This is a genomic window from Mycolicibacter heraklionensis, from assembly GCF_001021505.1.
In the GTDB taxonomy this organism is placed as follows: domain Bacteria; phylum Actinomycetota; class Actinomycetes; order Mycobacteriales; family Mycobacteriaceae; genus Mycobacterium; species Mycobacterium heraklionense.
The window spans coordinates 21,630-40,942 of record NZ_LDPO01000014.1 but is presented as its reverse complement, the minus strand read 5'-3'; the positions used below and the strand labels follow the sequence as shown (position 1 = coordinate 40,942).

Below are 19,313 nucleotides of genomic sequence, written 5' to 3'. Positions count from 1 at the left end.
TAGGGGCCTCCCAACACGTGATTGGTAGTGACACCCCCAGCATCCGCCGGGAACGTCACGAGGAGCGGAGGCCCCGCCCCTTCATCGCATCAACGACTCAGGCCAGGGTCTTGCCGGCGCTGTGGAGGTCGTTGCAGGCTTCGATGACCCGCTCGGTCATGGCGGCCTCGGCCTTCTTGAGGTAGCTGCGCGGGTCGTAGGTCTTCTTGTTGCCGACCTCGCCGTCGACCTTCAAGACACCGTCGTAGTTGGTGAACATGTGCGCGGCAATCGGACGGGTGAATGCGTACTGGGTGTCGGTGTCGACGTTCATCTTCACCACCCCGTAGCGCAGCGCCTCCTCGATCTCGGACTTCAGCGAACCCGAGCCGCCGTGGAAGACGAAGTCGAACGGCTTGGAGCCCTCAGCGAGGCCGAGCTTGGCCGACGCCACCTTCTGGCCCTGCGCCAGGATGTCGGGGCGCAGCTTGACGTTGCCCGGCTTGTAGACGCCGTGCACGTTGCCGAAGGTGGCGGCCAGCAGGTACTGGCCCTTGTCACCCGCACCCAGGGCGGCGACGGTCTTCTCGAAGTCTTCGGGTGAGGTGTAGAGCTTTTCGTTGATCTCGGCTTCCACGCCGTCCTCTTCACCGCCCACCACGCCGATCTCCACCTCGAGAATGATCTTCGCGGCCACGGCCTTGGCCAGCAGCTCCTCGGCGATGGTCAGGTTCTCGTCGATCGGCACCGCCGAGCCGTCCCACATGTGCGACTGGAACAGTGGGTTCTCGCCCGCCTTGACCCGTTCCGCCGAGATCGCCAGCAGCGGCCGCACGAACCCGTCCAGCTTGTCCTTCGGGCAGTGGTCGGTGTGCAGTGCCACGTTGATCGGGTACTTGGCGGCGATCACGTGGGTGAACTCGGCCAGCGCCACCGCACCCGTCACCATGTCCTTGACACCCAGCCCGGATCCGAATTCGGCGCCGCCGGTGGAGAACTGGATGATGCCGTCGCTGCCGGCGTCGGCGAAGCCCTTGATCGCCGCGTTGATGGTCTCCGACGACGTGCAGTTGATCGCCGGGAACGCGTACGAGTTCTCCTTGGCGCGGCCCAGCATCTCGGCGTAGACCTCGGGGGTGGCGATGGGCATGGAACTCTCTCCTCCTGGCTGAACGAAAGTGACATCGAGTATCGCAGGGACGGTTTCACTCGCAGCCCCCGGTATGTTGGTGCGTCATGAGCACCACCGCGGTCGCGATGCCGCAGCTACTGGACCCGATGTACTGGCTGGGCGCCGGGGGCATCTTCCACGGCGCGGTGCTGCCGGCCATCCTGGTCGTGGTCTTCATCGAGACCGGCCTGCTGTTTCCGCTGCTGCCGGGTGAATCACTGCTGTTCACCGGTGGTCTGCTGGCCGCCAAGGGACTGGCCCCCGACATCTGGATACTGGCGCCGGCAGTGGCGGTCGTGGCGGTGCTGGGCGATCAGTGCGGCTACTTCATCGGCCGACGGATCGGCCCGGCGCTGTTCAAGAAGGAAGACTCCCGCTTCTTCAAGAAGCACTACGTCACCGAGTCGCACGCCTTCTTCGAGAAGTACGGGCCGTGGGCGATCATCCTGGCCCGGTTCGCGCCGTTCGTCCGGACGTTCGTGCCCCCAGTCGCCGGCGTGTCCTACATGCGCTACCCGGTGTATCTGGCGTTCGACATCGTCGGCGGTGTGCTCTGGGGAGGCGGGGTGACCACGCTGGGCTACTTCCTGGGCAACGTGCCGTTCGTCCACGAGAACCTGGAAAAGATCATCCTGGTGATCCTGTTCGTGTCGATGATTCCGGCGTTCATCGCCGCGGCGAAGGCCTACCGCAGCCGCCGCACTCCGTCGGCCGACACTGACTCTGCGCTCACGGCGCAGAACTCCGAGTAGGCCGCGCCCTCAGCGCAGAGTCACCGAGCCGGCGCGCGGGCCGCGACGTTGTGCGCGGCCTCCATCAGCATCCAGCCGCCCAGCTGCACCGACAGGTCGCGTTCGGGGATCTCGGATTCGCGTACCGCACCAGCGATGGAGGTGGCCACCGCGCCGTCGGCCCGGGGCACCTCGGCGATCTGGTCCCAGAACGCCCCGAACAACGGCAGCCCGTCCACCGATTGCCGGTAATCCCACGCCGACTTCGCCGACGACAGCACCAGCTTGCCGGCGGTGTCGCGTGCCTCGGCGTCGGCGGCGGACTCCCCCGGCAACGCGGTGGCGACCAGTGCCAGGTAGCGGGCGGTGATGCCGGCGAACAGCCCGCCGTCGCCACCCCCGGCGCCCTTGATCACCCCGCCCGGGGCCATCCGCTTGCTCACCGCAGCCACCAGCCGGTGCACGCGGGCGGAGTGCCGTTCCGCGCCGGTGCGCGCCGCCAGTTCGGTCTCCAGCCCGAGCACCACGCCCTGGCAGTAGGTGTACTCAGCGCGCACCAGCGAACCCTCCCTGATGCCGTCGAACACCAGGCCGGTGTCCGGGTCGATCAGGGTGGCGTCGATCCAGTCACCCATCTGCTGGGCACGCTCCAGCCACCCGGGCTCGCGGGCCAGAAAGATCCCGGCCGGACCGTTGGCGGGGGCGTTGAAGAAAGGGGCGGTGAACTGCTCGTCCTTGCGCCACGGAATGCCGCCGCCGGCTTCGGGCATCCACGAGTCGGTCAGCTCACGAGTCAGGGTGGCCAGGGCGCGGTGCCGGTCGATACCGGTGACGCCGGCCGCGCGTTGGATCGCGAGCGCCAGCCAGGCCATGTCGTCGTAGTAGGCGTTGGTCCAGCGACCCACGTTGCGCAGCCGGTGGGTGCGGATCTGCCGTTTGATCCGGGTCACCCGCTCGGGTTGCGGGTCACGCAGCTGGGCGTCGACCAGGCAGTCCAGCAGGTGCGCCTGCCACCAGTAGTGCCAGTGCGGAGCGCGCCGGATCGGCGGCCAGGCGACGACGCCCAGCTGGGTGCCCGGCAGGTGCCAGAGCGACTTGAGGTGTCTCGTGGTGACGGCGGCCTCGGCGCTTTCGGCGCGATTCGCCCAGAGCAGATCCATAGCCGTTGATCCTGCCCTATCGGGTGAGCTGGGAGGTGGACGTCCTTCCCGCGACGGTGTCGCCGCGGGAAGGACGTCGATCGCCCCCGAACTGGGCCGCTGCCGCTTAGCCTAAGAAGCTCAGCAGACTCAGCAGGAAGTCCGTCCCGTCCATGCCCTGCAGGCTGCCCACAATGTCCTGGATCTGGCCGTTCAACGAGTCCACCGCAGGCTGCGTGAATTCTTCCCAGGATCCGGTGACCAGACTGTCCATCAGGGTGGAGTCGGTCAGGTCGAAATCGCCGGCCAGAACCTGCGCGGCGATGCCGACCGGCGCAACCAGGGCGAACAGGAATTCGTTGAGGTAGCCGCTGACGAGGCTCGACTCCAGGCCGAACAGCTCGTTGAGCGGCGCGAATGCCTCCTCTGGAGCGCCGAGCATCGAGTACACCCAGCCGAGGTCGAAGTCGGCGATGGGGGCGTAGAAGTAATCCGGGTGGTCCGGGTAGACCGACGCAAGCCAAGCCGCCGGATCCCAGTCGGCGTCCAGCATCGAGCTGAACATCGTGTACTCATTGCCCAGCCAGTCGTCGACGCCCGAGACCCCGATGGGCGAGATCCACGGTTCGAGCATGCTGCCCCACGAGACGACGAGTTCGCCGTTGGTCTTCAGCCATTCGCTGGCCGCGGTGACATATTGCTGGACGCCCTCGAAAGAGTCGAAGTCGAAGTTGCCGCCGATCAGCAGCGGAAGCCCAAACGCCTGAAGCACCTGGACAAGGTCGGTCGAACCGAGGGCATCCCAGATCTCGTCCTGGCTGGCCAACAGTTCTATGGATGTGACGGCATGGGTCGTCAGTTGCGGTGGCTCCGAGAACACTCCCGGGCCGGCCGCGATCATGCTCGCGCTCGCCAACGTCACGCCGAGTGTGGTCAGCGGACGAATACCTTGGGCCATTGCGAAAACCTCCCCAGAAAGCGTGCCTCGCTCCCCACGACCATGAGTCGATGCTGAGCGCCTACTGGGAAAAAACTAGTGAAGTGCTTACCTTTCCCGATACAGGGAAATCCCTTGTATTTCGCTGGAAAACCCTGGGTCAGCCCCCGAATGGAGCCTGGCTCGGGGTATCAACAAGGTCTCACCAGGCGCGGCTGAGATCCCCGTGTTGCGCGATCCAGGCATGCATCACGATCCCGGCGGCCACCCCGACATTGATGCTGCGGGTCGAGCCGAACTGGGCGATGGACACCGTCAGGTCCGCGCCGGCACGAGCCTCGTCGCTGATACCGGGTCCCTCGCTGCCGAACACCAGCAGGCAGTCGACGGGCAACGCGGTCTGCTCCAGGCGCACCGCCCCGGCCACGTTGTCCACCGCGACGACGGTGAGTCCCTGCTGGGCGGCGAACTCCAGGAGATCCGCGGCGGTCTCGTGATGCAGCAGCCGCTGGTAGCGGTCGGTGACCATGGCGCCGCGGCGATTCCAACGCCGGCGCCCGACGATGTGCACGGTGTGCACGGCGAACGCATTGGCGGTGCGCACCACCGAGCCGATGTTGGCGTCGTGGCCGAAGTTCTCGATCGCGATGTGCAGCCGATGCCGCCGGCGGTCGATGTCGGCGATGATCGCCTCGCGGGTCCAGTAGCGGTAGGCGTCGACGACGTTGCGACGGTCACCCTCGCGCAGCAGCTCCGGGTCGTAGCGGGAGTCGGTAGGCAGTGGCCCCGGCCAGGGTCCGACGCCGTTGGCCGACGAGAACCACTCGGTGGGGCCCGGCGGTTCAGCGAGGCTCGACGGAGGAGAGGCGAGGCTGGGACCGCCGCATGAATCGGGATCGTCCGAAGACTCGGTCACGGGGTGGTCCACACGGCGGCGTGCGTGCCCACCACCGACACCGAGGGGTAGAGCAGTGCGGAGTTGATCTCCCCATGCGTGCACAGCGAGGTCGGCACATGCACCGAGTTCAGCGATGCCTCCGGCAGGATCAGCACCGACGACCCAGCCGCCAGGCAGTCCGCGCCCAGCCCCGGCATCGGCGTGGACGGCCCGGCGATCAGCATCAGCGGTCCGCCGCGCGCTTTCGCGTCGTCGCGGTATTGCCCGGCCACCGCGTCGGCCGACAGGTTGAGCACCATATAGCCGGCGCCGGTGAACGCTTTCGGGTCTCCGAGGGCCGTCGGCGCCAGCGGAACGCCGTCGGCCCGGTAGGCCGCCACCCCCTGGGCGGTGAGCGCCAGGCCGGTGTCTCCCGGGTTGACCGGCGCCAGCCCCACCGGGAATGCCGCGGCGTAGGCCACCGTGGTGTCTTTGATCCGGTCGGCGGGCGAGTAGACGTAGACCCCGCGCACGGCGCTGCGCTCCTTGAGCGGGCCCAAGCACACGGTCCCGTTCAACTGGTCGGGCTCCTTGGCCGACAGCGGCGTCGGCGTCAACTCCCCCAGTGCCTTGCAGCTACCCAGGCCGGTGGCCTCGATCGGGTGCGCGGGGGTGCCGTACACCCCGAACCGCAGATCGCCGGCCGCGGCGTGTGGCGTGTCGGTGTTGGCGACTTGGGCCTTGACGTCGATCAGGGCGTAATCAACTTCCCACCGCAGGTTGGACAGCGTCATCTCCCAGCCCAGGACGGTGAGCGCCGAACCGATCTGGGTGCCCTGGGCACCGTAGGGGCCGGTAGCGGCGGAGCCCGAACAGGCCGCAGCACAGGCGACGGCCAACGCCGATATCAGCGCGATCAGACTCCGCACAACCGTCCTCGGGGACTTCAGTCCAGGCCCAGCTCGGCCAGTCCGAGCACACTGCGGTACGGCACGCCCTCGGCCTCGATGGCCTCGGCCGCTCCGGTGGCACGGTCGACGACGGTGGCCACTCCGACGACCTGCCCACCGGCCTCACGCACCGCGCGCACCGCGGTCAGCGCCGACCCACCGGTGGTGCTGGTGTCCTCCACCACCAGAACCGGTTGGCCTGCGACGTCGAACCCTTCGATAAGCCGTTGCATGCCATGGGCTTTCACCGACTTGCGCACCACGAATGCGTCGATCGGGCGCCCCGGAGCATGCATGACGGCGGTCGCCACCGGATCCGCGCCCAGGGTCAGGCCGCCCACCGCGACATAGTCCCAGTCGTCGGTGAGTTCGCGGACCAACCGCCCGATCAGGGCGCCGGCGCGATGGTGCAGCGTGGAACGGCGAAGGTCGACGTAGTAGTCGGCTTCGGCCCCTGACGACAGTGTCACACGGCCGTGCACCACCGAGAGCTTGCGCACCAGCGCGGCGAGCTCATCGCGTTCGTCCTTGTTAAGTGCGGCCACGGCCCCTCCCGAACGTGTTGGTCAGCGTCCGCGACAGCCCGCGCGGGATCATCCTGCTGACGCCTACCAATGCCTTGTACTGCAGGCCCGGAACGCTGACCACCTCGCCGCGGGCGACGTCGGCCAGGCTTGCCGCGACCACGTCGTCGACCTCCATCCACAGGAACGACGGCAAGGTGGCCATGTCGATTCCGGCGCGCTCGTGGAATTCGGTGTGTACATATCCCGGGCAGACCACGTGGATGCCGACGCCGGTGCCGTGCAGGCCGCCGGCCAGTCCTTCGGTGAACGACACCACCCAGGCCTTGGACGCCGAGTAGGTCGAGCCGCGCCCGGACAGCAGCCCGGCGACGCTGGCAATGTTGATGACGGTGCCGGCGCCCGCCTCGATCATTGCGGGCAGCGCGGCTCGGGTCAGCTGCATCACGGCGGTGACGTTGACGTCGAGTTGCGACTGCAACAGGGCGGGGTCGGCGGTCCAGAACTCACCGGATGTGCCGAACCCGGCGTTGTTGACCAGCACGCGCACCCCGGCGCGCAGGCGCTCGGCTACGTGCGCGCGGCCGTCGGCGGTGGCCAGGTCGGCGGGCAGCACCTCGACGGCAACACCGTGGCTGCCGCGCAGTTCGGTTGCCAGCGCCTCCAGGCGTTCGACGTCGCGGGAGACCAGGACCAGGTCATATCCGTCGGCGGCGTAGCGGCGGGCATAGCCGGCGCCCAACCCGGAGGTGGGCCCGGTGACCACGGCAACGGGGCGGGACATGCCCGTCAGCCTAACGAAGCCGCTGGTGTCAGCCGTCGTCGGATGTCAGCGCTGGTGGTGCGCGGTCTGCCGGCCGTTTCGCCCGCCGGGGGCGTGCAGCACGTCCGAGGACCCCTCCCGGCTCGCCCGGCGGCGCGGCAGCGGTTCAGCCGCCGAGCCGGCATTTCCGGGTGCCGGCGCGGCCGCTCGCGGCGCCGACGGAAGCTGCTCGGCCTCGCTGTCGTCCGGCGACTCCGCAGCGCCCGACGAGCCCAGCGGACGGCTGGGTTGGCCGTTGCGACGGCCCGTTCCGGCGGTAGCGGCTTCGGCGGGCTGGCGCCGCGGGCTCGGCGGCAGCACCCGCAGCAGGTCGTTGAATTGGCGGACGCTGCGCAGGCCCTCGTCCCACTGGGCGCGGGTGCTGGTGATGGGCATGCTCACCAGGGTCCAGTTCGCCTCGTTCCACATGATTTCCGCGCAGTCCGGGGCGGTGTGGGCGAACGTGACCATCCGCCGGTCGCAGGCCCGGCGCGCCGCGTCGAGGTTGGTGGAGTACACCATCCGGGGACCGATCGCCCCGAGCAGCCAGATGTCGTTCTCCCGAGGCTCCTTGAGGCCCTTGAGCCGCACGTCGACGACGACGTTGGTGCTGACCTTGCGGTGCAGGGCGATGACCGTCGCCACTTCGTCCAGGTCGAAGATGTAGACGGCTTCGCCACGGATCTGGCCGAGCACGACGTTACGCACCGGCGCCTCGCCCACCGTCGACATCACGCCGCGGGTCCAGCGGCGCAGGATCTCGGCGGATTCCGGTTCGAAGTCGAATCCGTGCGAACGGGCCCAGGACTTACGGCGCCGGCTGCGGCCGCGTCGCTGGTCGATGTCCACGTACAGCAATACGCCCGCGCCGACGAAGCACAGCGCGGACAGCGTGAACCAAAGCGGGACCATTGCGCCTAGCGTATCTGTTGTTGGCCCGGAAGCGAGAACGCTCGTCGGTCACAACCGTGTATCAGCCCTATTCCGACTGGTCAACGTCACGCGTCGATGGTATTCGGGGCGGTGCCGCCGAAGATGGTCTGCCCGGTGGTGTAGGAGATGTAGATCGGCTGCTGGGCGAATGGGATGTTGCCGGTGTTCATGGTGTCGCCGGAAGTCACGGTCGGGGAATTGAAGTTCCCATTCAAGTTGTGCACGGTGTACTCGTACAGCAGGTTGTTGGTGCCGTGCTGGTAGACCTGGATGACCGTCCCGTCCGGTAGACCGCCGTTGCTCTCCGGCACGACACCGTTGAGCACCGACGACGGCATGGTGCCGTAGACACCACCCGAGTCGACCACCGCGGATACCGCCTGGGGCGTCGAGCCGTTGATGCTGAGGTCAAGTGTGGTCCATGGTGCCCCGTCGACCGCGGTTCCACCGGCCAACGGGTCAGCACCGAAGATCAGTTGGTTGTTGGCCTGGTCGATCAACACCCCCTTACCGAGATCCCCCGGGAGATCAGCGGTCGGGATGCTGTCGGGTGTCGGCCCGACCGCGTTGGGCCCGATCCCCAGCACGCCAACGACGTTGGCCGGGCCCAGGTAGTCCTGGATGGACCACGGGCCGAAGATGTTGAAGTCTGCCGGGAACGCGAAGAGCACGGCGTCGACGCTGGTGTCGGCGGTGACGGTCTCCCCGGCGGCGTCGGTGAAGGTGACCGTGGTGGGCAACTCCACATAGAAGTAGTCCAGCGAGCCGCCGAACTGGCCGATGTTGAAACCGGTGGGCAGGCCGGTGATGCCGGTCCACGGGATGTCCCAGATGGGCATGACCAGCCCGGCCGCCCCGGTGTCCACCAGGACAGGTGCCGCGTCACCGCCACCCACCGACACGTTGACCACCGGTTCGGTGACGGCATTGACCTCCATCGGAACGGTGAATGTGTCCGGGATGGAGGCATCCGGGCTGGACGCGACGGCGCTGCCGGCCGTGGTCGCGTCGGCGGCACCACCGAAGATCCACTGCTCGAGGTCATTGATCGGGGTGTAGACCAGACTCTGGTACCAGCCGTCAAAGAGGCCGTCCAGCGAGGCCAGCGCCGAACCCGGGTCCGTGTCGGCGGCAATACCGGGATCGACCGCGCTGAGGACGTCGATGATGGGCTGGAACAGGTCGTCGAAGTCAGCGCGAGCCGTCGGCGCGGGAGTTCCCCACGCGAGAAACGCCCCGACCGCCGCGGTGACACCAATTACCCGGCGTCGACGAGCTGCCATCTCCGTAACCTCCCGCATGAAGTCACGGACACCCGATGAGCCGTAACCAACCGCGGTCAGCTAACCCACTCAAGGCCGTAGAACACCAGGGGATTTACCCAAGAAACCGCCAAAAATTGCTTGGCTCCCGGCCGCTACGTCGTCACAGTTCGATGAGTGTGCCCCCGACAATCGTCTGCCCACCGCCGGGGCTGTACTTGATGTAGACCGGTTCCTGGGCGAACAGCCAGTTGCCGGTGTTCATGCTGGTGCCACTGGTCACGACCGGGCTGCGAACAACGCCGTCAAGCGGGTTCGTCGAGTACGGGGTGGAGCCGACGGTGTACTGGTACAGGAGGTGCCCGCTGGGGGTGTAGACCTGGACGTGGGTGCCGGTCGGCAGAGATCCGTTGACCGGCGTGACACCCGAGCCCGTCAGCGCCGATGACGGCATGGTGCCGAAGACCCCACCAGAGTCGATGACCGCGTCCACCCTCGTAGGTGTCGAGCCCTCGATACTCACATACAGGGTGGACCACGGCGCCCCGCTGATCACAGTCCCACCCTCGTACGGGTTGTCTCCGAAGATCAGCTGGCGGTTGGCCTGGTCGATCAGCACGCCGTTGCCCAGAGTGCCCGGCAGGTCGGCGGTCGGAATGTGGTCGGGAGTGGGCCCGAGTGCGTTCGGACCGATCCCCAAGATCCCGGTGGAGGAGCCGGCCAGATAGTCCTCAATGGACCACGAGCCGAAGATGTTGAAGTCCGCCGGGAACGCGAACAGCACGGCGTCGACAGTGGTGTCGGCGGTGAGGGTGTCCCCGTCCACACCGGTGAAGGTCACGGTGGTGGGCAGCTCTACATAGAAGTAGTTCAGCGAACCACCGAACTGACCGATATTGAAGCCGGTGGGCAGGCCGGTGATACCAAAGGGGTTGATGTTCCAGATCGGCACGACCAGACCGGCCGCGCCGGTGTCGACCAGGACATCAACCGACGAGCCGCCGCCCACCGAGACGCTGATCACCGGTTGAGTGGTGAGATTGACATCCATCGGGACGGTGAAGCTGGACGGCAGGTCGGCGACCGGGGTGTCCGGACCGTACGCAGCGGCGCTGCCGGGGAGGCTGTCACCGAACGCCCACGGCGCGATGCTGTGGAGCGGGGTGTAAATGAGGTCCTGGTACCAGCCGTCGAACAGGGTGTCCAACGAGGCCAGCGCAGAACCGGGGTCAGTGTCGGCGGCGGCGCCCGGGTCGACCCAGCTGATCGCGTCGAGGATGGGCTGGAACAGGTCGTCCCAGTCAGCCTGAGCAGCCGGCGCGGCGACCAGTGGAGCCGTACCCAGCGTCAGGAGCGCCCCCACGGCACTGACTGCACCAACCAGGCGCTTGTGCCGACGCGACATACGAACCCCCTAAGTTAACGACGATATGAGAAAATATCAGTCTCTCTCAGTGGTTTGTAGGTTAACTGATCGGCTTCCACACCGCATCCGCAAAGGAGCGCGGCCAACGGCACGGCCCCCCGGAACTGCTCCGGGGGGCCGTGCCGTGAGGGGAATCTCAGCCCAGGACCAGCGACTCGCCGTCCGCGCTGATGTTGACCGGCACGACGTCGCCGTCGTGCACCTCGCCGGCCAGCAGCATCTTGGCCAACTGGTCGCCGATGGCCTGTTGGATCAGCCGGCGCAGAGGACGTGCCCCGTAGACCGGGTCGAATCCGCGCTGGGCCAGCCACTTCTTGGCCTCCAACGACACCTCGACGGTCAGCCGCCGCTGGGCCAGCCGCTTATCCAACTGCTGCAGCTGGATGTCGACGATCTGCACCAGTTCCTCGGGGTTGAGGCCCTCGAAGATCAACACATCGTCGAGCCGGTTGATGAACTCCGGCTTGAACGCCGCCCGCACCGCGGCCATCACCTGCTCCTCGGTGCCACCGGATCCCAGGTTGGAGGTCAGGATCAAGATGGTGTTGCGGAAGTCCACCGTGCGGCCCTGGCCGTCGGTGAGCCGGCCCTCGTCGAGAACCTGCAGCAGCACGTCGAACACGTCCGGGTGGGCCTTTTCGACCTCGTCGAACAGCACCACCGTGTAGGGCCGGCGGCGAACCGCCTCGGTCAGCTGACCGCCCTGGTCGTAGCCGATGTACCCGGGGGGCGCACCGACCAGGCGAGCCACCGAGTGCTTCTCGCCGTACTCGCTCATGTCGATGCGGACCATGGCCCGTTCGTCGTCGAACAGGAAGTCGGCCAGCGCCTTGGCCAGCTCGGTCTTGCCGACGCCGGTGGGGCCCAGGAACAGGAACGAGCCCGTCGGCCGGTTGGGGTCGGCGACCCCGGCCCGGCTGCGCCGCACCGCATCCGACACCGCCTGCACCGGCTTGCGCTGTCCGACGACGCGCTTGCCGAGTTCGTCTTCCATCCGCAGCAGCTTGGCGGTCTCGCCTTCCAGCAGCCGGCCGGCCGGGATGCCGGTCCAGGCGCTCACCACGTCGGCGATGTCGTCGGGGCCGACCTCTTCCTTGAGCATGACGTCCTCGCGCGCCTGCGCGTTGGGCAGCGCTTCCTCGAGCTTCTTCTCCACCTCGGGAATGCGGCCGTAGCGCAGCTCGGCGGCCTTGGCCAGGTCACCATCGCGTTCGGCGCGGTCGGACTCGCCGCGCAGCGTCTCCAGCTGTTCCTTGAGTTCGCGGACGATGTCGATGGCGTTCTTCTCGTTCTGCCACCTGGTCGTGAGCTCCGCCAGCTTCTCCTTGTGGTCGGCCAGCTCGGCACGCAGCTTGACCAGCCGGTCTTGGGATGCCGCATCCTCTTCTTTGCTCAGCGCCATCTCTTCGATTTCCAGCCGGCGCACGAGTCGCTCGACCTCGTCGATCTCCACCGGCCGCGAGTCGATCTCCATCCGCAGCCGCGACGCGGCCTCGTCGACCAGGTCAATCGCCTTGTCCGGCAGGAACCTTGCGGTGATGTAGCGGTCGGACAGGGTGGCCGCGGCGACCAGCGCCGAGTCGGTGATGCGCACACCGTGGTGCACTTCGTAGCGGTCCTTGAGTCCGCGCAGGATGCCGATGGTGTCCTCGGCGGACGGTTCGCCGACGTAGACCTGCTGGAAACGACGCTCCAGGGCGGCGTCCTTCTCGATGTACTTGCGGTATTCCTCCAGCGTGGTGGCTCCGACCAGACGCAGCTCGCCACGGGCGAGCATCGGCTTGATCATGTTGCCGGCGTCCATCGCGCCCTCGCCGGTGGCACCGGCGCCGACGATGGTGTGCAGCTCGTCGATGAACGTGATGATCTGCCCGGCGGAGTCCTTGATCTCGTCCAGGACGGCCTTGAGGCGTTCCTCGAACTCGCCGCGGTACTTGGCGCCGGCGACCATCGAGCCCATGTCCAGGCTGACGACGGTCTTGTCGCGCAGGCTGTCCGGGACGTCGCCGGCGACGATGCGCTGGGCGAGGCCTTCGACGATCGCGGTCTTGCCGACGCCGGGCTCACCGATGAGCACCGGGTTGTTCTTGGTGCGTCGGCTCAAAACCTGTACCACCCGGCGGATCTCGGTGTCACGGCCGATCACCGGGTCCAGCTTGCCCTCGCGGGCCCGCGCGGTCAGGTCGGTGGAGTACTTCTCCAACGCCTGGTAGCTGGCCTCCGGGTCGGGACTGGTGACCCGGGCGCTGCCGCGCACCTTGACGAACGCTTCCCGCAACGCCTGCGGGGAAGCGCCGTGGCCGGTCAGCAGCTTGGCGACATCGGAGTCGCCGGTGGCCAGGCCCACCATCAGGTGCTCGGTGGAGACGTACTCGTCGTCGAGTTCGGTCGCCAGCTGCTGCGCGACGGTGATCGCAGCCAGCGAGTCCCGGGACAGTTGCGGTTGCGCGTTGGAGCTGGTGACCTGCGGCGCCAGATCGATCAGGCGCTGCGCTTCGTTTCGGATCGTGGCCGGGTTCACACCGACCGCCTCCAGCAGCGGCGCGGCGATCCCGTCATTCTGTGTCAGCAAGGCCTGCAGCAGATGTGCGGGCCGGATTTCCGGGTTGCCGGCGGCGGTAGCCATCTGCAAAGCCGCGGTCAGCGCTGCCTGCGTCTTGGTGGTCGGGTTGAACGAGTCCACGACACCTCCATTCGGGGTCAGAGCGGGCCTAGAGGGGACCCGCCAAAAATGCTTGTCGTGATGTTCAACGCCGTCAAGGTTGAGTCTGTTCCGCTCAGGTCTGACCAGTTTCTTCCGCGACCACTCCGCCCGACTTGATCAGCCTAGACGCAATGCGCGACGCGCATCCTGGACCAATCGGGGCAGCCGGGAGGCGCCCTCACCCGCCTTCCGACTAACTGGAATCACCCGATTCCCACATGAAAGCAGCAGGGTGAACGTATCCTCAAGCGTTCCCACGATTCGGAGGTGCACATGGGCGGCGAAAGGGCGCCGCGGGTATGGCGCGGCCAGACCCACGATGCCCGCTCCCAGGCACGTCGGGCTCAGCTGATCCAGGCCGGGGTGGAACTGCTGGGCACCGGGGGCACCGCCGGCGTCACCATGCGGGCGGCGTGCCGCGACGCCGGGCTCAGCCTTCGCTACTTCTATGAGAGCTTCGCCGATACCGACGAGCTGATCCTGGCCGTGTACGACCAGTGCAACGCCGAACTGCTTGCCCGCATGGCCGGTGTCGCAGGCAAAGCGGCTCCGGTCACCGTGGCACTCGACCGTGCCGCAGCCTATTTCGAGGAGGACCCCCGTCGGCTGCGGATCCTGCTGCGCGAGCCGCAGTCCAGCAGCCTGCTCGCCGACCACCGCGCCGAGGTCCTGCCCGGCCTGCTGGGCTCGCTGGTCGGGCCGTCCGGCAACAGCGATTCGCCTCCCGTCACCGCCGCGCGAGCCATGAGCGCCAGCGCGCTGGCTGGAGCGCTCACTGCGCTGATTCTCGACTGGGCCGACGGCCGACTACACGTCAGCCGTGCCGAACTGGTGGCGTTCGCGGCCGGCCTGGTGCGGGCCGAGCTGAGCGGGGTAAGCCCGTCACAGAGTTGACTTCTCGCACGACCGGGCGCCGGGCCGCGGACGCGTCCACAGATACAGGGCGGTCCAGGCGCCGTAGCCCAGCGCCATTCCCGCGTACATGACAGCGGGATCGGTCTGGCCGTGCACGCTGAGGTAGAGCACCACACCGGCGACCAATGCCGGCAACACAGCCGCGGCACGCCGCAGCGCGAACGCAACCGCCACGAGCACGATCGACACGATCAGCAGGGCGGGACTGATCCGGTGCAGCGCGTCGAGCAGAGTGGCGAGCCAGCCCGGCGATCCACCGGTGCCGTGCCCGGCGTGTCCGACACCGGCCGCGGCCGAGGCTCCGGCGCCAAGCGCCACCAGAACCGCCGGCAGGCAGCAGGCCAGCGTGCAGGTCAGCGCGGCAACCACTCCCACTGCCCCGGATCGGCGTCCGAAGAGCTTCAGCCCGCGGGGCCGGTCGCGACATTCTGACGTGGGTGACATGTCCGCCTTCCGTAAGTACCGAATGCAAACCTATACCCCGTACGGGTATCCAGCAAGGGCTGTGCTCGTGGCGCCCGGCCGGTGCCGCCCGGTCCGATACGGTGCTGCTATGACGAGCCTGGCTTCGGTGTGGACCGCGTTGATACCGCTCGCGCTGGTGGTGGCGCTCTCCCCGATCACCGTCATCCCGGCCGTGCTGGTGCTGCACACCGCGCGCCCACGGGAAACCGGGCTGGCCTTCCTGCTCGGTTGGCTACTAGGCCTGGCGGCGCTCACCGCCGCCTTCGTCGCGGTGTCCGGCCTGCTGGGCGGTTTGCACACGACGCCGCCGACCTGGGCGTCGTGGTTGCGGATCGTCGTCGGCACGGCGCTGATCGGCTTCGGCATCTACCGGTGGGCGACCCGGCACGGACACGGCGAGATGCCGCGCTGGATGCGCTCATTCACCTCGATGTCCCCGCGGCGCGCTGGTCTGACGGCCGCGGCGCTGGCCGTCATCCGGCCGGAGGTGTCGTTCATGTGCGCGGCCGCCGGCCTGGCCATCGGCAGCGCTGGACTGGGCCTGGCGGACAGTTGGCCGGCGGCCGTATTCTTCGTCGTGCTCGCCGGATCCTCAGTCCTGATCCCGATTCTGGGCTACCTGGCCGCCAGCGACCGGCTTGATCCGGCGCTGGACCGGGTCAAGGACTGGATGGAGCAGCAGCACGCCGCGCTGGTCGCCGTGATCCTGGTCCTCATTGGTGCGATGGTGGTCTACAACGGGATTCACGCGCTATAGCCGGCGCCGCAGCCGACCCGCACTAAGATCGCGGCCGTGGGCCTGGACGACCGTGACGCGCTGCGCGTGCTGCATGACGCGTTTACCGCGGCGTCCGACGGCTCCGGCGTTGTCGCTCAGTTCTTCACCCGTTGGTTCGGCACCGACCCGTCGGTCCGTGATCTCTTCCCGGCCGACCTCGCCGCGCAGCGGGCCGCGTTTGCGCACGCCATGAGTTGGGTGCTCGGCGAATTCATCGCCCAACGGGCACAGGAACCCGTGGCGTTCTTGGCTCAATTGGGCCGCGATCACCGCAAGTACGGTGTGACGCAACGCCATTACAACGTCGTGGGCCAAGTGCTTCGCACCGCCCTGCGCGATGAGTTGGCCGACCGGTGGACCGCGGCCGTCGACGACGCCGCCCGCGAGGCGCTGAATCTGATCATCGGGGTGATGGGCGGGGCGGCCGATGCCGAAGAGGGCCCGGCGTGGTGGGACGGCACCGTCGTCGAGCACCTGCGGGTCTCCCGCGATATCGCCGTCGTCCGGATCCAGCTGGATCAGCCGCTGCCCTATCACCCGGGCCAGTACGTCAAAGTCGAGGTGCCGCAGTGCCCGCGGTCATGGCGCTACCTGAGCCCGAGCATGCCCGCCGACGACACCGGCGCCATCGAATTTCACGTTCGCGTGGTCCCCGCCGGCCTGGTCAGCACCGCGATCGTCAACGAGACCCGGCCCGGTGACCGGTGGCGACTGTCCAGCCCGCACGGCGGACTGCATGTCGATCGCGATGCCGGTGACGTGCTGATGGTGGCCGGCAGTACCGGCTTGGCGCCGCTACGGGCGATCATCATGGACCTGGCCCGGTGGGCCGTGAATCCGCGGGTGCACCTGTTCTTCGGTGGCCGCTATCCCTGCGAGCTTTACGACCTGCCCGTCCTGTGGCAGATCGCGGCGCACAACCCGTGGCTGTCGGTGACCCCGGTGTCGGAGTATGCGCGCGACCCGGACTGGGCCGCCGACTATCCCGATGTCACCCCGCCGCGGGGCTTGCATCTGCGGCAGACCGGACGACTGCCGGATGTGGTCAGCCGCTACGGCAGCTGGGGTGATCGCCAGATTCTGGTCTGCGGCGGTCCGGAGATGACGCGGGCCATGGTCGCCGCGCTTGTCGCCAAAGGCGCTCCGCCACAACGTATTCAACACGACCCCTTGTCGGAGTGAGAAGTGACTGACCTCGACGCCTGCGTACTGTCCGATCCGTCGTCGCCGCTGACGGCGACGTTCGTTCCGAACGCCGGCATGATCGGGACGTCGCTGTGCGACGACGGCGTAGAACTGCTCGGCCAGCGCCGGGGCGTGACCGCCTATGTTGCCGAGCACAAGACCATGGGCATCCCGCTGCTCTACCCGTGGGCGAATCGCTTGAGCGGCAACGACTACCGGGTAGACGCGACGGAGGTAACGCTCACCCCGGGAATCGGTGGGGTGCACGCCGACGAATACGGCGCCCCGATCCATGGCACTCTGGCTGGCGATACCGGTTGGCGTGTGAGCGAGCGGTCGACGGCGGCGTTGACGGCGGAACTCGACTTCGGATCCCGGCCGGACCTGCTGGCGTCATTCCCGTTCCCACACCGGCTGGAGTTGGCGGTCACGCTCGCGGACCGCACCCTGACGGTGCGCACCACGGTCACCGCCACCAGCGACACGGCGGTGCCACTGTGCTTCGGCTTCCACCCCTACCTCCAGCTTCCCGGCGTGCCCCGGACGGACTGGCTCATCGAGACCCCGCCGATGCGGTCCCGGATCGTCGGCGCGCACGGTCTGCCGACCGGCGCTCTGAAGCCTCACCCGGCATCGACAGAATTGTTGGGCGACACGGTGTTCGACCACGGATTCGACGAGGTGGCGCCTGGAGCGGTGTTCGCACTCTCCGGCGGCGGCCGACGCATCGAGGTGCGCTTCGACCAGGGGTATCCGGCGGCGCAGATCTACGCGCCGGCCACTGAAGACGTGGTCTGCTTCGAGCCGATGGCCGCGCCCACCGACGCACTGCGCCAAGGCGGCTACCCGGTGGCGCGTCCCGGTGAGCCCGGCGTGGCCCAGTTCTCGATCCACGTCGGTTGACTCTGCGCCTACGGCGCAAAAGTGCGAGTGGAGCGAGCCGTGGACGCAGAGTCAACGAGACAAACGGTTAGCGACGCGGCTGCCAGACCACCACGGCGGTGCTCTTGGGCACCACCGCGATCTCGCGACGCTGGTTGGCGCGCAACATCTCCAACTCCGCCGTCATCTCCTTGACCCGCGACTGCAGCGCCTCGACCTGGTTGGTCAGCTCGATGATCCGCTTGATGCCCGCGAGGTTGACGCCCTCGTCATGGGAAAGCCGCTGCACCTCGCGCAGCATGTCAACGTCTCGTTCGGAGTAGCGACGTCCGCCACCGGAGCTGCGCTGCGGACTGACCAAACCGATCCGGTCATAGGTCCGCAGCGTCTGGGCATGCATCCCGGCCAGCTCGGCTGCGACTGAGATCAGGAAGGTGCGGGCGTTGTCCGATTTGCTCATGAGCGGTTACCCGCCCATCCGGCCCGCGGGTCGAACCCGCTGGCCTGCTCCGCTGCCGCGTACGCCTCGAGCGCCTCTTGCGCCGGACCCTCCAGATTCGGTGGGACCGCGACCTTGACGGTGACCAGCAGGTCGCCGCTGCCGCCGCCGCGCTTGGGCACACCGCGCCCGCGCACCCGCAGAATCCGGCCGTCGGCGGTTCCCTTCGGCACCCGCACACCGACCTTGCCGTCCAGCGTCGGCACCGAAAGCGTGGTGCCCAAGGCGAGTTCGGAGAAGCTCACCGGGATGGTCACCGTCAGGTCGTCACCGTCACGCCCGAAAACCTTGTCCGGGCGCACTCGCACCGTCACGTACAGGTCACCAGAGGGTGCACCGCGCAGACCGGCCTCACCCTGGCCGGCCAGCCGAATCCGTTGGCCGTCTTCGACTCCCGGCGGAATCCGCACATTGATGGTGCGGGTGCGGGCCGCCCGTCCGGTTCCCTTGCACTCCGAACACGGGTGCTCGATGATCGACCCGCTGCCACGGCAGTCGGTACACGGCTCCGAGAACCCGAAGGCGCCCTGATTGCTGCTGATCACCCCGGAGCCGTTGCAGGAGACGCACACCCGGGGACTGGTGCCCGGCCGGGCGCCGCTGCCGTGACAGTTGGTGCACGGCGCAGCACTGGTCAGCCGCAGCGGCATCTCCACGCCCTTGGTGGCCTCCAGGAAGCTCAGCTCGGAGTCGGTCTCCAGGTCGTTGCCGCGACGCGGCCGGCTGGGCCGCTGCTGCGCACCGCGCCCGAACAGGCCGCCGAAGAGGTCACCGATGTTGGCCCCGCCGGTCTGCCCGGCCGCGCCGAACAGGTCGTTGAGGTTGAATTCGGTGCCGTCGCCGCCGGTGGAGAACCGGTCGAAGTTTCCGCCGCCGAACCCGCCGCCGCCGTTGAAGCGCCGCCCGAAGCCGCCGCCGGCGAACAACCGCCGGGTCTCGTCGTACTCCTTGCGCTTGGCCTCATCGGACAACACGCTGTAGGCCTCGGACACCGCCTTGAAGCGGTCCGCGGCCGCCGGGTTGTTCGGGTTGCGGTCCGGATGCAGTTCGGAGGCCAACTTGCGGTAGGCGCTCTTGATCTCTTTCTCGCTGGCGTCGGAGGAGACGCCCAGCTCCTTGTAGAAGTCCTTTTCGACCCATTCACGCTGAGCCAC

19 protein-coding genes are annotated in these 19,313 nt (G+C 67.9%); 5 read left to right on the top strand and 14 right to left on the bottom strand.

The features are described 5' to 3' along the window. Positions 1-97 precede the first annotated feature (97 nt). Positions 98-1,129: a class II fructose-bisphosphate aldolase gene (gene fbaA / locus ABW16_RS16080; RefSeq protein ID WP_047320199.1), complete on the bottom strand. Its 1,032-nt coding sequence runs from the start codon at positions 1,127-1,129 to the stop codon at positions 98-100. 86 nt (positions 1,130-1,215) lie between these two features. Here fbaA and ABW16_RS16075 point away from each other — a divergent pair, with 86 nt between their 5' ends. After that, a complete protein-coding gene (locus ABW16_RS16075) occupies positions 1,216-1,902 on the top strand; it encodes a DedA family protein (RefSeq protein WP_047320198.1) in 687 nt (228 codons plus the stop codon). 20 nt (positions 1,903-1,922) lie between these two features. Here ABW16_RS16075 and ABW16_RS16070 read toward each other — a convergent pair whose 3' ends face one another. The 10 genes from ABW16_RS16070 to clpB all read right to left on the bottom strand — a co-directional run bounded on the left by ABW16_RS16070 (position 1,923) and on the right by clpB (position 13,414). Next, positions 1,923-3,041 (bottom strand): glycoside hydrolase family 76 protein, encoded by a 1,119-nt coding sequence (locus tag ABW16_RS16070; protein WP_047320197.1) that lies wholly within the window; start codon positions 3,039-3,041, stop codon positions 1,923-1,925. A 106-nt stretch (positions 3,042-3,147) separates the two neighbouring features. After that, positions 3,148-3,978 carry a hypothetical protein gene (locus tag ABW16_RS16065; RefSeq protein WP_047320196.1) on the bottom strand — a complete coding sequence of 277 codons (831 nt, stop codon included), beginning with the start codon at positions 3,976-3,978 and terminating at the stop codon, positions 3,148-3,150. Positions 3,979-4,159: 181 nt separating this feature from the next. Further along, positions 4,160-4,873, bottom strand: a complete 714-nt coding sequence (locus ABW16_RS16060; RefSeq protein ID WP_082134159.1) for a TrmH family RNA methyltransferase — start codon at positions 4,871-4,873, stop codon at positions 4,160-4,162. Further along, the gene (locus ABW16_RS16055) at positions 4,870-5,763 is read right to left on the bottom strand and encodes a hypothetical protein (protein ID WP_047320195.1); all 894 of its coding nucleotides are present in this window, start codon (positions 5,761-5,763) and stop codon (positions 4,870-4,872) included. Before ABW16_RS16055 ends, ABW16_RS16060 begins: the two co-directional genes overlap by 4 nt. A gap of 17 nt (positions 5,764-5,780) precedes the next feature. Beyond that, positions 5,781-6,329 (bottom strand): orotate phosphoribosyltransferase, encoded by a 549-nt coding sequence (pyrE, locus tag ABW16_RS16050; RefSeq protein WP_047320194.1) that lies wholly within the window; start codon positions 6,327-6,329, stop codon positions 5,781-5,783. Further along, on the bottom strand, positions 6,316-7,092 hold the full coding sequence (locus ABW16_RS16045; RefSeq protein WP_047320193.1) for an SDR family NAD(P)-dependent oxidoreductase: 777 nt from the start codon (positions 7,090-7,092) through the stop codon (positions 6,316-6,318). The genes pyrE and ABW16_RS16045 overlap by 14 nt, the downstream gene beginning before the upstream one ends. A gap of 45 nt (positions 7,093-7,137) precedes the next feature. Next, positions 7,138-8,022, bottom strand: a complete 885-nt coding sequence (ttfA, locus tag ABW16_RS16040) for a trehalose monomycolate transport factor TtfA (protein ID WP_047320192.1) — start codon at positions 8,020-8,022, stop codon at positions 7,138-7,140. A gap of 86 nt (positions 8,023-8,108) precedes the next feature. Then, complete coding sequence (locus ABW16_RS16035; RefSeq protein ID WP_047320191.1) at positions 8,109-9,326, bottom strand: PecA family PE domain-processing aspartic protease; 1,218 nt, start codon at positions 9,324-9,326, stop codon at positions 8,109-8,111. 142 nt (positions 9,327-9,468) lie between these two features. Further along, a complete protein-coding gene (locus ABW16_RS16030; RefSeq protein ID WP_047320190.1) occupies positions 9,469-10,710 on the bottom strand; it encodes a PecA family PE domain-processing aspartic protease in 1,242 nt (413 codons plus the stop codon). A 157-nt stretch (positions 10,711-10,867) separates the two neighbouring features. Then, positions 10,868-13,414, bottom strand: a complete 2,547-nt coding sequence (clpB, locus tag ABW16_RS16025; protein ID WP_047320189.1) for an ATP-dependent chaperone ClpB — start codon at positions 13,412-13,414, stop codon at positions 10,868-10,870. Between the two features lie 294 nt (positions 13,415-13,708). Between clpB and ABW16_RS16020 the strand changes: the two genes are divergently transcribed. Then, entirely contained in the window at positions 13,709-14,329 is a 621-nt protein-coding gene (locus ABW16_RS16020; RefSeq protein ID WP_047320188.1) for a TetR/AcrR family transcriptional regulator, read from the top strand. Here the strand turns inward: ABW16_RS16020 and ABW16_RS16015 are convergent. Next, positions 14,318-14,794: a hypothetical protein gene (locus tag ABW16_RS16015; RefSeq protein ID WP_233424791.1), complete on the bottom strand. Its 477-nt coding sequence runs from the start codon at positions 14,792-14,794 to the stop codon at positions 14,318-14,320. The two genes, ABW16_RS16020 and ABW16_RS16015, sit on opposite strands and share 12 nt — an antisense overlap. A gap of 109 nt (positions 14,795-14,903) precedes the next feature. On the opposite strand from ABW16_RS16015, the gene ABW16_RS16010 reads away from it, so the two are divergent. The 3 genes from ABW16_RS16010 to ABW16_RS16000 are packed head-to-tail and all read left to right on the top strand — an operon-like array spanning position 14,904 to position 17,681. Further along, entirely contained in the window at positions 14,904-15,572 is a 669-nt protein-coding gene (locus ABW16_RS16010) for a GAP family protein (RefSeq protein WP_047320187.1), read from the top strand. 36 nt (positions 15,573-15,608) lie between these two features. Then, positions 15,609-16,775 carry an FAD-binding oxidoreductase gene (locus ABW16_RS16005; RefSeq protein ID WP_047320186.1) on the top strand — a complete coding sequence of 389 codons (1,167 nt, stop codon included), beginning with the start codon at positions 15,609-15,611 and terminating at the stop codon, positions 16,773-16,775. Positions 16,776-16,778: 3 nt separating this feature from the next. Then, positions 16,779-17,681, top strand: a complete 903-nt coding sequence (locus ABW16_RS16000) for an aldose 1-epimerase (RefSeq protein WP_047320185.1) — start codon at positions 16,779-16,781, stop codon at positions 17,679-17,681. 67 nt (positions 17,682-17,748) lie between these two features. Here ABW16_RS16000 and ABW16_RS15995 read toward each other — a convergent pair whose 3' ends face one another. After that, complete coding sequence (locus ABW16_RS15995; RefSeq protein ID WP_046284505.1) at positions 17,749-18,120, bottom strand: heat shock protein transcriptional repressor HspR; 372 nt, start codon at positions 18,118-18,120, stop codon at positions 17,749-17,751. Next, positions 18,117-19,313, bottom strand: coding sequence for a molecular chaperone DnaJ (gene dnaJ, locus ABW16_RS15990; protein WP_047320184.1), 1,197 nt, complete (start codon positions 19,311-19,313; stop codon positions 18,117-18,119). The genes ABW16_RS15995 and dnaJ overlap by 4 nt, the downstream gene beginning before the upstream one ends.

Excerpts from the sequence above, each read along its gene's own strand:
- ABW16_RS16010 (WP_047320187.1), top strand. The coding sequence starts at position 14,904 with ATGACGAGCCTGGCTTCGGTGTGGACCGCGTTGATACCGCTCGCGCTG.
- ABW16_RS16020 (WP_047320188.1), top strand. The coding sequence starts at position 13,709 with ATGGGCGGCGAAAGGGCGCCGCGGGTATGGCGCGGCCAGACCCACGAT.
- ABW16_RS15995 (WP_046284505.1), bottom strand. The coding sequence starts at position 18,120 with ATGAGCAAATCGGACAACGCCCGCACCTTCCTGATCTCAGTCGCAGCC.
- ABW16_RS16030 (WP_047320190.1), bottom strand. The coding sequence starts at position 10,710 with ATGTCGCGTCGGCACAAGCGCCTGGTTGGTGCAGTCAGTGCCGTGGGG.
- ABW16_RS16015 (WP_233424791.1), bottom strand. The coding sequence starts at position 14,794 with ATGTCACCCACGTCAGAATGTCGCGACCGGCCCCGCGGGCTGAAGCTC.
- ABW16_RS16075 (WP_047320198.1), top strand. The coding sequence starts at position 1,216 with ATGAGCACCACCGCGGTCGCGATGCCGCAGCTACTGGACCCGATGTAC.
- ABW16_RS16045 (WP_047320193.1), bottom strand. The coding sequence starts at position 7,092 with ATGTCCCGCCCCGTTGCCGTGGTCACCGGGCCCACCTCCGGGTTGGGC.
- fbaA (WP_047320199.1), bottom strand. The coding sequence starts at position 1,129 with ATGCCCATCGCCACCCCCGAGGTCTACGCCGAGATGCTGGGCCGCGCC.
- ABW16_RS16065 (WP_047320196.1), bottom strand. The coding sequence starts at position 3,978 with ATGGCCCAAGGTATTCGTCCGCTGACCACACTCGGCGTGACGTTGGCG.
- ABW16_RS16070 (WP_047320197.1), bottom strand. The coding sequence starts at position 3,041 with ATGGATCTGCTCTGGGCGAATCGCGCCGAAAGCGCCGAGGCCGCCGTC.
- ttfA (WP_047320192.1), bottom strand. The coding sequence starts at position 8,022 with ATGGTCCCGCTTTGGTTCACGCTGTCCGCGCTGTGCTTCGTCGGCGCG.
- ABW16_RS16035 (WP_047320191.1), bottom strand. The coding sequence starts at position 9,326 with ATGGCAGCTCGTCGACGCCGGGTAATTGGTGTCACCGCGGCGGTCGGG.